The organism is Candidatus Comchoanobacter bicostacola (assembly GCF_024172705.1).
Taxonomy (GTDB): domain Bacteria; phylum Pseudomonadota; class Gammaproteobacteria; order Comchoanobacterales; family Comchoanobacteraceae; genus Comchoanobacter; species Comchoanobacter bicostacola.
Genome location: NZ_CP092900.1, coordinates 21,128 through 35,638, shown reverse-complemented (window position 1 = coordinate 35,638; position 14,511 = coordinate 21,128). Strand labels below are relative to the sequence as shown.

General features: G+C 42.0%; 15 protein-coding genes and 1 tRNA gene. 3 read left to right on the top strand and 13 right to left on the bottom strand.

The features are described 5' to 3' along the window. Positions 1–15: 15 nt before the first annotated feature. Genes ruvX through MMH89_RS00115 form a run of 6 tightly spaced genes read right to left on the bottom strand, consistent with a single transcriptional unit; the run spans position 16 to position 4,300 of the window. A complete protein-coding gene (gene ruvX, locus MMH89_RS00140) occupies positions 16–426 on the bottom strand; it encodes a Holliday junction resolvase RuvX (RefSeq protein ID WP_258568359.1) in 411 nt (136 codons plus the stop codon). After that, entirely contained in the window at positions 423–932 is a 510-nt protein-coding gene (locus MMH89_RS00135; protein WP_258568358.1) for a YqgE/AlgH family protein, read from the bottom strand. The genes ruvX and MMH89_RS00135 overlap by 4 nt, the downstream gene beginning before the upstream one ends. Positions 933–969: 37 nt before the next feature. Continuing rightward, complete coding sequence (locus tag MMH89_RS00130) at positions 970–1,944, bottom strand: SAM-dependent methyltransferase (RefSeq protein ID WP_258568357.1); 975 nt, start codon at positions 1,942–1,944, stop codon at positions 970–972. Between the two features lie 4 nt (positions 1,945–1,948). Beyond that, on the bottom strand, positions 1,949–2,722 hold the full coding sequence (locus MMH89_RS00125) for an ABC transporter permease (protein WP_258568356.1): 774 nt from the start codon (positions 2,720–2,722) through the stop codon (positions 1,949–1,951). A gap of 8 nt (positions 2,723–2,730) precedes the next feature. Next, positions 2,731–3,675, bottom strand: a complete 945-nt coding sequence (locus MMH89_RS00120; RefSeq protein ID WP_258568355.1) for an ABC transporter ATP-binding protein — start codon at positions 3,673–3,675, stop codon at positions 2,731–2,733. Beyond that, positions 3,638–4,300, bottom strand: coding sequence for a phosphatidylserine decarboxylase (locus tag MMH89_RS00115; protein WP_258568354.1), 663 nt, complete (start codon positions 4,298–4,300; stop codon positions 3,638–3,640). Before MMH89_RS00115 ends, MMH89_RS00120 begins: the two co-directional genes overlap by 38 nt. A 216-nt stretch (positions 4,301–4,516) precedes the next feature. Between MMH89_RS00115 and MMH89_RS04915 the strand changes: the two genes are divergently transcribed. After that, positions 4,517–5,581 (top strand): tRNA nucleotidyltransferase/poly(A) polymerase-related protein, encoded by a 1,065-nt coding sequence (locus tag MMH89_RS04915; RefSeq protein ID WP_309477195.1) that lies wholly within the window; start codon positions 4,517–4,519, stop codon positions 5,579–5,581. Here MMH89_RS04915 and ychF read toward each other — a convergent pair. The 4 genes from ychF to MMH89_RS00090 are packed head-to-tail and all read right to left on the bottom strand — an operon-like array spanning position 5,559 to position 8,763. Then, positions 5,559–6,638 carry a redox-regulated ATPase YchF gene (gene ychF / locus MMH89_RS00105; protein ID WP_258568353.1) on the bottom strand — a complete coding sequence of 360 codons (1,080 nt, stop codon included), beginning with the start codon at positions 6,636–6,638 and terminating at the stop codon, positions 5,559–5,561. The genes MMH89_RS04915 and ychF overlap by 23 nt on opposite strands. Before the next feature lie 14 nt (positions 6,639–6,652). Beyond that, on the bottom strand, positions 6,653–7,234 hold the full coding sequence (gene pth, locus MMH89_RS00100; protein WP_258568352.1) for an aminoacyl-tRNA hydrolase: 582 nt from the start codon (positions 7,232–7,234) through the stop codon (positions 6,653–6,655). Next, positions 7,209–7,874, bottom strand: a complete 666-nt coding sequence (locus MMH89_RS00095; RefSeq protein ID WP_258568351.1) for a 50S ribosomal protein L25 — start codon at positions 7,872–7,874, stop codon at positions 7,209–7,211. The genes pth and MMH89_RS00095 overlap by 26 nt, the downstream gene beginning before the upstream one ends. Beyond that, a complete protein-coding gene (locus tag MMH89_RS00090) occupies positions 7,864–8,763 on the bottom strand; it encodes a ribose-phosphate diphosphokinase (protein ID WP_258568350.1) in 900 nt (299 codons plus the stop codon). Before MMH89_RS00090 ends, MMH89_RS00095 begins: the two co-directional genes overlap by 11 nt. 517 nt (positions 8,764–9,280) lie before the next feature. On the opposite strand from MMH89_RS00090, the gene MMH89_RS00085 reads away from it, so the two are divergent. After that, positions 9,281–10,471 carry a type II and III secretion system protein gene (locus tag MMH89_RS00085; RefSeq protein WP_258568349.1) on the top strand — a complete coding sequence of 397 codons (1,191 nt, stop codon included), beginning with the start codon at positions 9,281–9,283 and terminating at the stop codon, positions 10,469–10,471. A gap of 2 nt (positions 10,472–10,473) precedes the next feature. Here MMH89_RS00085 and MMH89_RS00080 read toward each other — a convergent pair whose 3' ends face one another. The 3 genes from MMH89_RS00080 to MMH89_RS00070 form a co-directional block, all read right to left on the bottom strand. Beyond that, positions 10,474–10,833, bottom strand: a complete 360-nt coding sequence (locus MMH89_RS00080) for a hypothetical protein (RefSeq protein WP_258568348.1) — start codon at positions 10,831–10,833, stop codon at positions 10,474–10,476. Continuing rightward, positions 10,824–11,405, bottom strand: a complete 582-nt coding sequence (locus MMH89_RS00075) for a hypothetical protein (RefSeq protein ID WP_258568347.1) — start codon at positions 11,403–11,405, stop codon at positions 10,824–10,826. The genes MMH89_RS00080 and MMH89_RS00075 overlap by 10 nt, the downstream gene beginning before the upstream one ends. A 169-nt stretch (positions 11,406–11,574) precedes the next feature. Beyond that, positions 11,575–11,645: transfer RNA gene (locus MMH89_RS00070), tRNA-Gln, on the bottom strand. A 120-nt stretch (positions 11,646–11,765) separates the two neighbouring features. Between MMH89_RS00070 and MMH89_RS00065 the strand changes: the two genes are divergently transcribed. Next, complete coding sequence (locus MMH89_RS00065; protein ID WP_258568346.1) at positions 11,766–14,435, top strand: hypothetical protein; 2,670 nt, start codon at positions 11,766–11,768, stop codon at positions 14,433–14,435. Positions 14,436–14,511 lie beyond the last annotated feature (76 nt).

Genomic DNA, 14,511 nt, shown 5'->3' with positions numbered 1-14,511 from the left:
TCACTCCCTGATTACTTATAGATTCATGTATATCCAGCGCTCTAATATAATCTGCGCACTTCTGGTATCTACATTACTTTTTGTTAAAGCCTTTTTTCCCTTGTGATCAAACAACTCATCCTTTGCTTCAACCGTTGACATACGCTCGTCTGCCTCATACACGGTTAACCCATAGCGATCACGCAGCGTCTCCGCTGCTGCCTGTGCCTTTTTTGTAACCTTAAACGGTGTGCCATCCATTTTTAAGGGAACACCAATGACAACTGCGTCAGGCCGCCACTCTTTTACCCACTGATCTAAAGTCTTCCAATCCGGTTCTTGATGAATCACTTTAAGCGAGCCCAAAGGATCCGCATGCCCCGTCGCAGAGGAACCTACTGCACACCCCCAGTACTTAGTCCCATAATCTACACCCAGCAGTATCATATACTCTCAGCTGTACTTAGCCGAGGCACATACCTTGAGCGAGACCAACCCGCGTGTTGCATGACATGACTGATTCTATTAGATGCAGGTACGTCCAAAGGTAGATGATTGTTTGCAACAACCAACCAAGCGCCTTGCTCAATTTGCTCTTGCAAGACCTCTTCACGCCAAACACATTGACCCGCTACAATTAAACAACTCGACAAATGCTCTTGTGTCAGGTTGACCAAACGATCGGTAACAAACAATCCTTGCTTTGAATGAGATATTGCAATCAATCGATCAGGGGAGAGTGGACCTCCAAACCAAACAGGATGATTAGACAACAACTTAGGGTGTGCAAGATAATCTTTGACCTTTCGATTGTCGGGCTTATTGATAACAGCACCGCTGATCATTCCGTCTTGTCTTTGATATAATAGTACTAAAGCATCTTGCAACGCTTCTGTTGCAACATACTCTGTTGCAACTAAAAATGAATCTTCTAATTTAAATAATCTAGCCATAAATTGAGACTAACACAGATAAAAAACCATTGCAAGTTCAGATGTTTTTTCGTTTTAACCAGATCGCTTGTATTGCTGAGCCCATCATATTCGGCAGCAACAATTCTTTAGCCTTTGCCGTTACAACTGGGTCTTTGTAGTCAATAACATCAAGCGCATGGTATTCACTCAAAAAATCACTCATATCCCCAAACTGATGGACCTCATAGCCAGACTGATGGGCACAATGCTTGAACTGACACCAGTTCACAGGCAGTGTTAAATCGACAAAGCCCGCATGCTTATAGTCAAAGCAAACCATTTGGTGCTTGGAATAGACCTTGACGTTGCCCTCATAGCGAGCAGGGTGATAAAAATGTTCCTGAGCATAACCGTAATCAAATAACAAAACATCATCCGCGCCACAGCTTAAAAAATCTTGGAAAAGTGCCTGGTAGCCAAAGCAATATTCAAATAAATAGCCATTTGGCCAACTGGGTGAATACTTATCTACAATCAATTGTAACTCCTTGGGCACCTCAGCCGGCAACCAGACAACCTCATGGTCCAAAAACCATTCCAATACGCCCTTGTCTGCATCCCATTTAAAGCGACGAACGGGTAGTGCATCAAATAACTCATTCGCAATAATAGCAGAGCCAGGCGCTGCCTCAGTTTTTTCAAACCGAAACTGGTTAGGATATAAAGCCTTAATTTTTTCTCTCAAGCGTTTAGAGCGCTCAACAAGGGTATAGGAGTCAAGCCTATAAGACTGCTCTTTCAAAAAATGAGTTACCTCATGCGCAAGCTTCCCCATTCCAGGCCCATATTCAATTACACACTCTATCTCTTGATCCATAATCCAGTTAGCAACGGCATAAGCAAAACAATTTGAGCGTGTTGGTGCGGTAATAAAGTGTTCTGTATAAGGGGTATTATTATAAAACCCATACACCTCATCATAAAGCGCAAAGGCCATATATTGACTGAAATTTAGCCGTCCTTTTTGTGCGAGTGCCTCAACTGCTTGCATCTAGTTATTGTCTCACATAGGTTGTTCTGCGCATGATGAATAGCGATAAAGCATAGAGCAAAACTATATTGACCAGCAACACGATAAATACTAAGTTAGGATCAATATTTGTTATGCCTAGCATGGCATATCGATATAAGTTTCCGATGTAGAGCAGGGGGTTAAACCAAGCAATGCTTTGCCAGAAAGGTGGAAGCATATTAACCGAATAAAAAACACCGCCCAGCATAGTAAGCGGGCTTAATATCAGTGTTGCCACTACATTCAAACCATCAAAACCCGTCGCAACCAACCCATTAGCAACCCCCATTAATGAAAACATACAAGCTGTCAACAAGCCTGCCAAGACAAACAAAAAAGGGTGGTGTAGCTGATAGCCCAGAAACACAAAGCACATCAGCAAAACAAGAATTGAGCAAACAAACCCTCTAAACAAGCCACCCAGTAAGAAACCAACAATAATCTGATGATCACTTAAGGGTGAGGCCAACACTTCTTCTATAGCCCCATGAAACTTTTCTATATACGTGGAGAAGGCTGCATTTGAATAACTATTTACGGTCACCGATAACATCACAAGCCCAGGCGCAACAAACAGAGGGTAAGCGACACCGTCTACCAAACCAACCCGAGAACCCAGCACAAACCCAAAAATTGCAAAATAGAGCACAGTTGTTACGACAGATGGAAAGACAGTCTGCCGCCACAAGCGAATAACCCTAGCTATTTCACGTCTTGATAGCGTCCATAAGCCTTGGTTAAAAAAACGATAATCCATATTTTTTCCTAGTTTTCTGTTTGTGCTCTAAAATACTGCTCTAAGCGATTCGATGGACTGCTTACATAATCAACATGCTGACCATTATTTTCGAGCAGCTGTAAATAGGTTGATAAACTTGCGCCTTGGTCTAAAGCTACTGACAGCGTTCGCTCATCCTTTTGTGAAACCTCCACGCCAGCATGGTCAACCACTTGTTGTATATTATTCTGCATATGGAATAAAAACTGACGCTTTTGGTTAGACAGTGCCAACTGAGAGATATGCCCTTGATCAATAATTTTACCATGGTGCAAAATTGCTAAGTTCTTACACAAGTACTCAGCCTCTTCCATATAATGCGTGGTTAACAATATAGTTACGCCCTCATTATTTAATGATAATAGTAAATCCCAAATGTCTTTTCTTAAGTCAACATCTACACCCGCCGTAGGCTCATCTAGCACCAATATACTTGGTTTCACCAATAATGACCTAGCGAGCAATAAGCGTCGCTTCATGCCCCCTGAAAGCGCCTTAACGGTCATCTGCTCACGACCCGATAATCCCACCTTGTGTAATACATCCTTATACACCTTGGCAACATCGCTCCGTGACATCCCATAGTAACCCCCATGATTGAACATAACCTCATGCACAGTATTAAACGCATTCATATTCAACTCTTGAGGCATCATACCCACGGACTGCTTTGCCAAGAACGCATCAACTTGATTATCCACACCATTGATCCAAATTGTTCCTGAAGTAGGTTTTGCCAACCCAACCATCATTCGAATCATAGTTGTTTTTCCGGCACCATTTAAGCCCAATAAACCAAAGAAATCTCCTTTTTTTACCTCTAAACTTAAATTATCAACTGCTAAGTATCCACCCTGATATCTTTTTGATACCTTCTGTAAACTGATTGCTACATTATTCTTCATACCAGGCTCCCATGCTCGATAGCGCATCCACCGATTTCCCTAAATCTTTTATATTATAAGCAAGCGGCTTCCCCATCATCATCACCACCGTAGAGCCTCGGACAAAATAACCCAAGATGTCGCCTTTCTTAAAGGAGACCGGATGGTCAGGATCAAACCCTTCTTTAACAGGACAGACAATATCCCCAAATGTTCGCGTTCCAATTAATACCAACACTACCTTGACCCCATCTGCGTTTACCCCCACCAGCACACAGCGCTTTTTCCCAGCATATATGCCAGGTGATTTCTCTGTTACCGCTTTAGTAATACTCAAAGAAGACTCAATCTCATAACAGTCAACAATAGTCAGGTCTTCGGGAGCATGCACATAATGATACTCTGATCTTGCCATATAAAACACCATCGCCGACGATAAATCAGGACTAGACCGACCTAATAAATCAGCAACAAAAAAACCCGCTCCCTCCACCGGTTGCGACAACTGGTGAGAAAGTGACCCTGCATACACAAGTGATCCCTGCACAGGGCTACAAAAGCCCGACGTTAGACGAGATTGCTGGATCAAAGCGCCAAGCTTGCGCTCTCTAAGCCAAAAAGAAAGAACTGAATCAAACTGCGAAACGCCCGTTCCATACCAGTCTGAACGCATCCATCGAGCGTATACCAAGATCAGCAAACGAGATATGACCGGGCCCCTGCGGCTTACCAGCCACCGAATAAAACGCGCATCCCAAGCTGCCTGCATGCATTTACTCCATAATGTCTGCGTTATCTTAAATATTATTTAACCGTTGTGCAAGCGAAGGATTTTATCTGCTTAGCAAATCGTGATAACATGCTAGTAATTTAATTATATGAGTCACTCATGCAAATCTACCTTGTAGGCGGCGCTGTCCGGGATCAACTGTTAAACAAAAAACCACGAGAAAATGATTATGTGGTAGTGGGCGCCAAACCTTCGGATTTAATTAACCAAGGGTTCAAACAAGTCGGAAAAGATTTTCCTGTATTTTTACACCCGATGACTCAAGAAGAATATGCACTAGCTCGTACTGAGAGAAAAACAGGGCAGGGTTACCACGGATTTGAAACCGATTGTGCACCCAATGTAACACTAGAAGAGGACCTCCTGAGAAGAGACCTTACTATTAATGCAATAGCACAGGGCCCTGATAAAAAAATTATCGACCCATATAATGGGGCTTCTGACCTCAAAAATAAAACACTGCGCCATGTCTCAAGCGCATTTTCTGAAGACCCGCTGCGCATTCTACGTGTCGCTCGCTTCCAAGCCATGCTCCCTGAGTTTACGATTCATCCAGATACACTGGAGCTCATGAAGAAGATGTGTGCACAACAACATGAAATCAACGCTATTTCTAACGAGCGTATCTGGTTAGAAATGAAAAAAGCCTGCCTATATACTCACTTTGAATTATTCTGGCAAGCTCTAGATCAATGTGACTATCTAAAACATAAACCACTAGCTGCGAATACCAAACAATTAGTTCTGGATCTTAAAAACAGCTCTGGAACTGATCTTACGCGCTTGCTCACTGGGCTTTGGCAACAACCGAGCGCTTTCATTGAGCAACTCATTGCAATGAACCCACCCTCAGAACTTAAATCTGGTGCACAAATCATATTAAACTGTCGGGAATATATTAAACTCGGAAACAAAAATAACGCTCAAGACGTCATAAAGACCATACAGCGTATCGACCCTTATCGCAGGCCTGAGCGTGCCCAAAAAATCCTATCCTCAATGACTGGATACCCAGATGACTTATTAACATTTTGGACACAGTGCATCGATACATTGTCAGCCATTAACCCTGCACAAGAGCTCGAGTCTATTCCCCCACAAGAACGGGCTGCTCATTTAAACACGGTGCGGACCCAATCGATTATGCATTTACTCGGAAGTTAATAATATCACCATCTAAAACGGTATATGTTTTTCCCTCTAAGCGCCACAAGCCACTATCCTTTGCCGCCGTTAAGCTACCCGCCTGAACAAAATCTTCATAGCCCACGACTTCCGCACGAATAAAGCCCTTAATGAAATCGGTATGAATGACTCCCGCAGCCTCTTGAGCATTGTGTCCACGACGGTAGGTCCACGCACGAATTTCTTTTTCCCCAACCGTAAAGAACGTTTGCAAATCAAGTAACGCGTATCCCTCACGTATCACCTTATTTAGCCCAGGCTCAGACAAATTAGCATCGGCTAAAAAGTCAGCTTGGTCCTCAACGGGTAACTGTGCAATTTCTGACTCAATCTGACTTGATATTTTTACGACATCGATACCTCTTTGTGCCGCATACTTCTCAAGCTCATCCACCAATGGGCCAGACAAGTCTGGATTACAATTAGCCAAATAAAATAGAGGTTTTACCATCAGCAACTGAGCTGATTTTGCCAGTACAAACGCTTCTTCTGAAAGTTTCCCAGCCCCCAAATAAGACTGTTCAGATAACTGATGTATAATCTCATCCCACAAAGCCAAAGCACTTGCATCGCCTCCAGAACGCGTTAACTTTTCTAGTTTTTGTCTGGCCTTCTGCGCAACCTCTAAATCTGCTAAACACAGCTCTGTTTCAATCGTTTCAATATCATCTACCGGATTGGCCTTTCCAGAGACATGGATCACATCATCATCATCAAAACAACGAACCACATGAATAATCGCATTTACCTGTCGAATATGACCTAAAAACTTGTTACCAAGACCTTCACCCTCAGAGGCGCCCTTGACCAATCCTGCGATATCAACAAAACGCATGCTCGTAGGCACCACTTTTTGTGTCGCAACCATGCTATTTAGCTGATCTAATCTAGCATCTGGAACCATGACCACACCCTCATTAGGCTCTATGGTACAAAAAGGGAAGTTTTCTGCAGCGATGCAGTTTTGGGTTAACGCATTAAATAATGTTGACTTACCTACATTAGGCAAACCAACTATTCCACAACTTAAAGCCATCTCATTTACTCGTATTAGGTTAGTGTATGTATTTTTTCAATAAAACTATCATACCTTCCTTCTAATAAAAGTTCAATGTGATCAACCGCTACTGCGATGGATTGCTTAATTGCATGCATTTCTTCTGCATCTGGGCGCGTTAATACATAACGCTTAACAGCACCCGCATCTTTAGGGCGACCAACGCCCAATCTTAAACGGTAGAACTCTTTACCCAGGTGTGCATGAATGCTTTTTATACCATTATGACCACCGGAGCCCCCTGACTTCTTCATTCGAGCAACTCCCGGCAGGTAATCCATATCATCATAAACTACACATAATGAGCTCTGATCTACCTTATAAAAATTAACCACCTGGCTCACAGCAATGCCTGACTCATTCATAAAAGCCTTGGAGCGCACAATATAGGTTTTACCAAAATCATGGTTCCATGGGTAAATGAAGTAGCCCGGGCGCTCTTTTTTAGTTAATCCAAACCGATTAATTATTTCATCTAAAAACCAATAACCTGCATTGTGTCTATGATGTAAGTATGTAATACCCGGGTTACCCAACCCAACCAATACCTTAAGATTTGTCTGTTTTTTGCTCACTTTGTTGTTCTTCCGATTCGTCACCTTCACTCATAGGCACATCATCTTGCTCTGCCTCTACCTCTACTGACTCTTCTTCAATAGTTGGCGGCTTACAGGATACTAAAATCGGATCATGTTGTTCATCTACTTTGTCATGTAATTCCACTTTTCCAGGAACTTTCAGAGCACTAAGATGGATAATGTCGCCAATGTCTAGATTCGCAATATCAACGACAATGTGATCTGGAATATCTTTAGGCAATGCATCCACCTTAAGCTCTGTAATATGATGAGTCACCACACCGCCAGCCTTAATGCCCACAGCACTTTCTTCATTTTCATATTTAACCGGGACAACAACCGTCACTTTAGCCCCCTTTGCCAGCACATAAAAGTCGACATGTACTAACTTAGACTGCAGGTCCTTGACATAAGACTTTAATAGTACTTGATGCTTTTTACTGCCAACAGATACATGAAAAGGGTGTAGTGTTGGCTTTTCAGTCCGCATCAATTGCGCCAAAGCATCAGTTGGCACTGATACAGCCTGCGCAGCCTGTTTCGGACCATAGAGCACTGCAGGAACGTGCCCTGACGCTCTGAGTGCCTGTGCGGCATTAGAGCCTACTTTTGATCTTTCTTCCAATTTAAGAATCATTTTTTCCTCCTTGTTTTTGTTTCACCCATGCTGCAATTTTAGGAACAATGCTCACGCCCTGTTCCTCAAAGTGTGGGTGTGCAACGGTATCTGTAATATACATACGATCTATTTGTGTCGTTTGCAACCACTCTGTGACACTTGTTTGCATTAATAAATGCGTTACATAAGCAGTAACTGATGTAGCACCATGATTTACCAATAGCTCACTTGCCCTACTTAAGCTCTCTCCTGACACCAAGACATCATCTACGATAATACAGGCTTTACCAGCTACATCGCCAATAAGCTGCATGCTTTCTACCTGCCCCAAGCTACGTTTTTTCTCAATCACAACCATAGAGCCCCCAACGAGCCCTTGAATGGATTCTACTCGTTTACTCCCCCCTAAGTCTGGAGCAACCAAGATGCTTTGTTCATTATGGTGCTGCTTAATATGCTGAGCAACTAGGCTAGACGTCGATACGTGGTGCACTGGAATCTGAAAAAAACCTTGTGTTTGTGGTGCATGCAAATCTACAACCAGCAGACCATCATAGACGTCTGATAAATGCCTACAAATCAGTGGCGAAGAGTAAGATGTCGCTTGATCATCATCAGGCACATCTTGCCGGGAATATACTAAATAAGGTGCGATCAAATGAATCTGATTTGCGCCAGCCCGACGAAAAGCATCGGCAGCGAGCAGCGCCTCCATAACCCAACGATTGGGGTCGCCTGCATACTCATGATAGAAAAAAACAGTTGCCTCTGTCAGAGCATCTTGCACATCGACATGAATTTCTTGGTCACCAAACATTTTAATATTTAAAAGTTTGCTGCTAACCCCGAGTTCGTCACAAAGTGCGTCAACTGCCTCACTGTGTTTCCGACTCGTATAGATGTTCATGTACGTCCCTGCCATTTGGAATCATTGTCTACACTATCCATATTTTGTCAAGTATTTATATTAACGAACAAATACGGTACAGAATGTAACCATTCCATTATGATAGCTTAGGACACCCTTAACTCATATCCCATATGTCCGCACTCATTCTAATCATTCTCACATTTTTGACATGCTTAATCTCCCCCAAAAAAAGATACGAAACCCCTTTGTATCTACTATCTTTCCCAGATATTACCATACACTCCATAACAAAAAAACAAGCCAGCTGGGACATCACTCTTTCAGGTTACGGTGCTAAAAAATGTGTTAAACAATGTACGAACGCTAGTTTATCCTGCATACAAAAAAGCGCCCAACTTCACTGCCGCTTTTTTGACGATAGTTCTATTTTTGACCTTACCCCGGCCTGGTCCTAAGTGCATCAGCATTTTTCATCAACTCTGCACAAAAAATAATAATACCTGGGTTTGCCCAGCAGAGAGCCTCATACCCTTATTTCAAACGTTACAAGCACATGACTGCAACAGCCTCAAACTCACCATCAAACCGTGCCAAGCTAAGCTATGTATTACACACGGTCCTTTTGATACACCCAAATATTGTGCATGCCGCTACCTTTTTTGGCCAAAGCTGGATTTCTGGCACTCATGAACATTTAAATGCACACGCTGAAAAAGTAGATGTTGCATCGCTATTAAGCAACTGGTGTGATGTCTGTAACCAGCAATGCACCATCAACCACAGCCTAAAACAAAAGATTAGTATACACATGGATGACACAAGCTGTGATAAACTTCTCAGCTCAATGTGTAATGCCTCAAATATTATTGCTCGAAAAGAAACAGAGGGCTGGCGCTTTTTTGAACAACAAAACAATTGGGTGGCGCATCAGTTCCAAAAACGTCCTGTCCACGAAATAAAACCCTTGCTTTCAGCCATGCTGGGTAGCAGCAAAAAAGAAAGCCTTCTGATAGACCCACTGACCAACACCCTTTGGATCCCTAGCCAATTTTATCAAATACATGCCGCTTATATTCTCAGTCTGGACCAGCCGGCCAATAGCACACCTGTTATCTTATCTTGGATCTATCTTAAAAAACAAAATACACAAACCCCCACGCTTTATGCACCAGATGATAATACGCCATTACAGTGGTTGCTCAGCACCCATGTTTCTATTCCATGGCGCCGTGCTTTGTCATGGCTCAATACATTAGAAGAAACAGGAATGATCACTCAGGTGAATCACAACTACATTACGTTACCCCCTAACGGACAAACCTCTTTTTTATACAATGAAAATGAACCCATCGAGGTCTACAACAAAAAAGGGTCCTTACAACAACTCAATCAAAGCACCGGGGCTAAAATAAAGTTATCTGTTTTAGCCCATATAGACGATGCGATTTTTTTAAATATTGACATCCAAGATAGCAACCATATTAAGTCAAGTCCTTCAAGTATGAGTGGTGCAGAAATAAACACACAGTGTACATTAAAAAAAGGGGAGAGTGTTGTTCTGGGCTCCATACAAAAGTCCAATCAATCCAACATCCGGCAAACGGGTCATTTACTAAATAAAATCCCAATCATACGCAAGCTCTTTAGCAAACGTATTCAACACCAAAAAACACAAAGCATCCTAATTATGATCAGCCGACCACAAGATAGTATCAAGATGAGCCGCACCCCAAAAAAGTTCTAGCTCTAATTGCTAACATCCACTGGATCTTGAGCAAAAACGTAACCAAACACTTTCAACATGAGCAAAATGTAAAGGCCTACGAATACTTTAACCAGAGAACTACTCCCGAAAACATCAAACAATGAGAATCCTAAAGAACATGATAAAACAGTTAATGCAACACCAGATACTCTTAATAACCAGCGTTTATTCAAATGAATGGATAAAGTAAACACACCCAACCAATAAGCATAGTATATTAAATCTATCTCTATTTGAGTAAAGCCGTCCAATGAAAGACCACGGTAAGCACCACCACACCATCCACCAAACAAAGCAACATTAGCACATAACGCCATTAAAACAGCATTCTCTAGTAACATATCATCCAGTTTACTTCATGATACAGGTAATACAATACTGCTCCAATTACCATCGTAATTACTGCACACAATACTGGATAGTTAACCAAGTACCTACTATAAAACATGCACTTTTCAGAAGCATAAAAATAAGGTGGTACATAGCTTGGAATAATATGTATAGCACTTAGCAACGCAAGGATTGTTACTCTTGCTAAAAATCTAGAGCTTGAGAGATAGCTCATATACCCTAGGTAGACAACAAGCCACAACTTCAACGAGGACACAATCATCATCACTTCATATTCTAACCCCTTAGTGCACATTGCAGTCCACAAATCGGTACGGTTGATGACCGGGGCAAACAGACCTATTCCACACAGTGCGCCCAAAACAAATAAAGTAGACCGTGCATAATCATCATTTACGAAAACCACACGCTGGTGAGCAGCACCAGCAGCTAGCAAACCAAAGATCCCCGTTAAGAAGGCAGCGTCGTTAAGTATTAGTGTCAACCCGTATTTAATTGCAAAATCATAAGCAAGACCTGCTAGACCGGATGATAAAATTAGAACACCCACTAACCATATCATTTTATGTAGGATTGAAGAACTATTTGTATTTGTAACTTTTTTCTGTGCTCATATTAATTATCTGCTATTTATTAGTGTGACTATAAAAGGAGATAAGCGAAACCTCAAGAGGCCTGTAAAAAAACGCCCAAAGCGACTGATAACTCGATAGAAGAAATTAGATAAAGTTCTGGGGCGCCTGGATTCGAACCAGGGATCATGATACCAAAAACCAATGCCTTACCGCTTGGCTACGCCCCAATTACCCATCATTCTGCCGAAAATAGTGATATTGTCAAGCTATTTTTGTTCTGTCCTTTGTTTTTTCTGACGAAAAAAAATACTCCGCTACAACGGTTTTAGAAGTTAATAGATGAAACAATGAAAAAAATTATTGGAAAAGTTGCAAGCAGTATTTTACCCCCAGAAGATATTGCAAGAATCATGAAGGGTGACCGAATAAAAGACGTCATTCCTAAAACCTACTTTTTAACTAAAGGCCTTAGTAAATTATTTGGACCCAAAGCACCAACCAAGCCCACGGCGACTTTTGATGAATCATTAAAAGGCCTTGCTAGCTATACTATAAAGTCAGCACTATCATCAATATATTATCAGCCTCTCAAAATTGATATGAAGACCACAGGTGCTTATACCTCTGTGAGAGCTGATGCTGGCTATGCCGGCATTGGTGAGACAGATACAGAGCTTTTAGAATTTTTTGAAACCATCTATTCCACCTACCATGATATTAGTGAGCCATCTATTGACGAGAGATTAGAAAAGGATCGCCTCCTTGCAGATGTTCGCGCGCTTGAAGGATATAGTGGTCCTTCTGAAATTATACAAACAATTTTAATTTTAAAGTCACTCAATCTAGATGTTGATAAAACTCAAAAAATGGCTAGAAACCTAAGCGAGGTGCCCTTTCTTAAACAGCACATTATGGGCGTCCCCGGCTTGTATCCGATCATTTCTGACCCTGCCACAATACCCAGTGTCTTAACCGTTATTAACGCACTTGATAGAGAATTGCTCATTAATGCAAGAGGCGATCCCTCTTTGCTCCTACATGGGCAAGGATTAACAACTACCGAGGGTAGTGCACGAATCCAAACACTAATAGACGCCTTCAGCGGCACCGAAAGCACCTTTGGAAAAAGTCTTATTGCCCTTTTAAAACCCAGCGTCGATGAAGTGGCTAAAGAAATTGGCAGTGAAAATAGAGACCTTTTATTGGTCAATAGCTTAATCAAATTGATTCGTGAAAACCCAGATGCAACACAACAACAAGTAGAAGAAATAAAGTCTATCCATGCAGAAGTGTTGGCAAAACCCAGTGGAAAAGACAGAACCACAACCGCTACAACAGGCATGATTGATACATTAATGACCACAGAAGCCCTTGATCGGTTAGCAGAGATAGCTACAAAAATACCACCAAATACCGTTCAATCCCTGCTCATTGCTGTCTCTATTCAAAGAAGAATGACCCCTGACATGACGAAAGAGGAGGCTCTAACACTCAAGATACAGCAAGCCGCACATCTAGCGCTCATTCCTCAAGACACATATACATCCCTTAAATCTACCTTACCTTTTGACCCGCCGCCCTTTGTTGAAAGCGATCTGGAGACATTAGGCATCTATGCAAAACAGCTCATTGATCCCAAATCAGCTTCTGTGGTTGCCAAAGCTTCTTTTAACATAGAAGCGGCTATTGGTGATAAAAACTGGAAAGATCTCTCAAATGAAATAGCCAAACTCAGTACACAAGGGTTGTCTGGGATTCTTGGCGCAATAGGAAACTATGTGCCATATTTAGCAAAAGGTCAGCCCGCCTACAGAGCAATCAATACACTCCTCCAAGCTAACGAAGCCATAGCCTCTTTGGGTGATAGAGAAAAAGAGCAACTATTTGAAACCCTTTTAAAGGAGCGCCCAGATTTTAATAGCCTCATATCTAATGTCATTATGCCGCTTCACCAAAGCGTCGATAACAGTAAGCTTGCAAATATTATCGAATCCCTCGGCCACCAGTTTTCAGAAACTGCGACTATAATTCGGGACTATAACCCTGATGAATTAAAAACAACACTTCAATGGTTGGCCAATACACCTCAAGGCGCTTATGATATTGCTACCCTTCATGAACTCAACCAAACAAGCGGGCAACTTGATGCTGCCTATAATACCTTTGATACATTGCTTGCTCAGGCATTCCTTAATAATAAAACCGATCACACAAAAAATGAACAGCTTTTTAAAGCGCTTGAAACTGCTGGTGTCCAAGAGGCTGGGGCAATACACCAAAAAATGAAGGACTATGGTGACGAGGTCAATGAAGCCATTGACATGGCAATCTCTCCACCTCCATTAACTTTTGATGAGATATTAAGATACGCTGCCAAAGCCAGCTTACAGTTTTTGATTCATTCTCCCAAGCTAAGCAAAGGCAGACTAGCCTCTATTCCGCTATTATCAGCTACGGTTATTACCATTCTAGCCGTAGGGTTAAGTCCTGCTGGGGTTGTGCTAGCTGGAATATCTGTAGCTGCATTTGCACTAGCCTTTCTAACGTTTTGTTACGTAGCGGGTCAAAATCTGAAAGTAGCCCTGGATGGAAGCAAAGCACGAAATGCTTATATTAAATATACCGAAGCCTGCAACCCTCAAAATGCAAGTGATAAAGTGATTGCAATGAAAGCGCTACTTGATGCTACACATACACAAGAGGAAACAAAGGCTCCTGCTATATATACTGAAGAGGAATCAGCAACCTATGATAGATATAAGAAATCAGCGATCGATACTGCCCCTAAATTAAATATCAAATACTCTGCACAATCTTTAGTGGCCACTGTATTTGGACTCGTCATTGACAAAGTATCCAGCAAACGAATGAACACAAGAGAGCTGCTAGATAAACTAAATGAAGTTAAGCCAACCCCATCAACCAACCTTGAAGGAACCGCATCGTCCATCTCCAGAACCCCGCGCAAACAAGATCCAACGAAAAAAGGTGGGGTTCAGCGTCAACCTAGCCGTTAGAGTTGAGATTGAAAAACTTTCTACAGTTAAACCGTCAACTTTTTCTGACAGGAACTTAATTTTGATTATAAATATC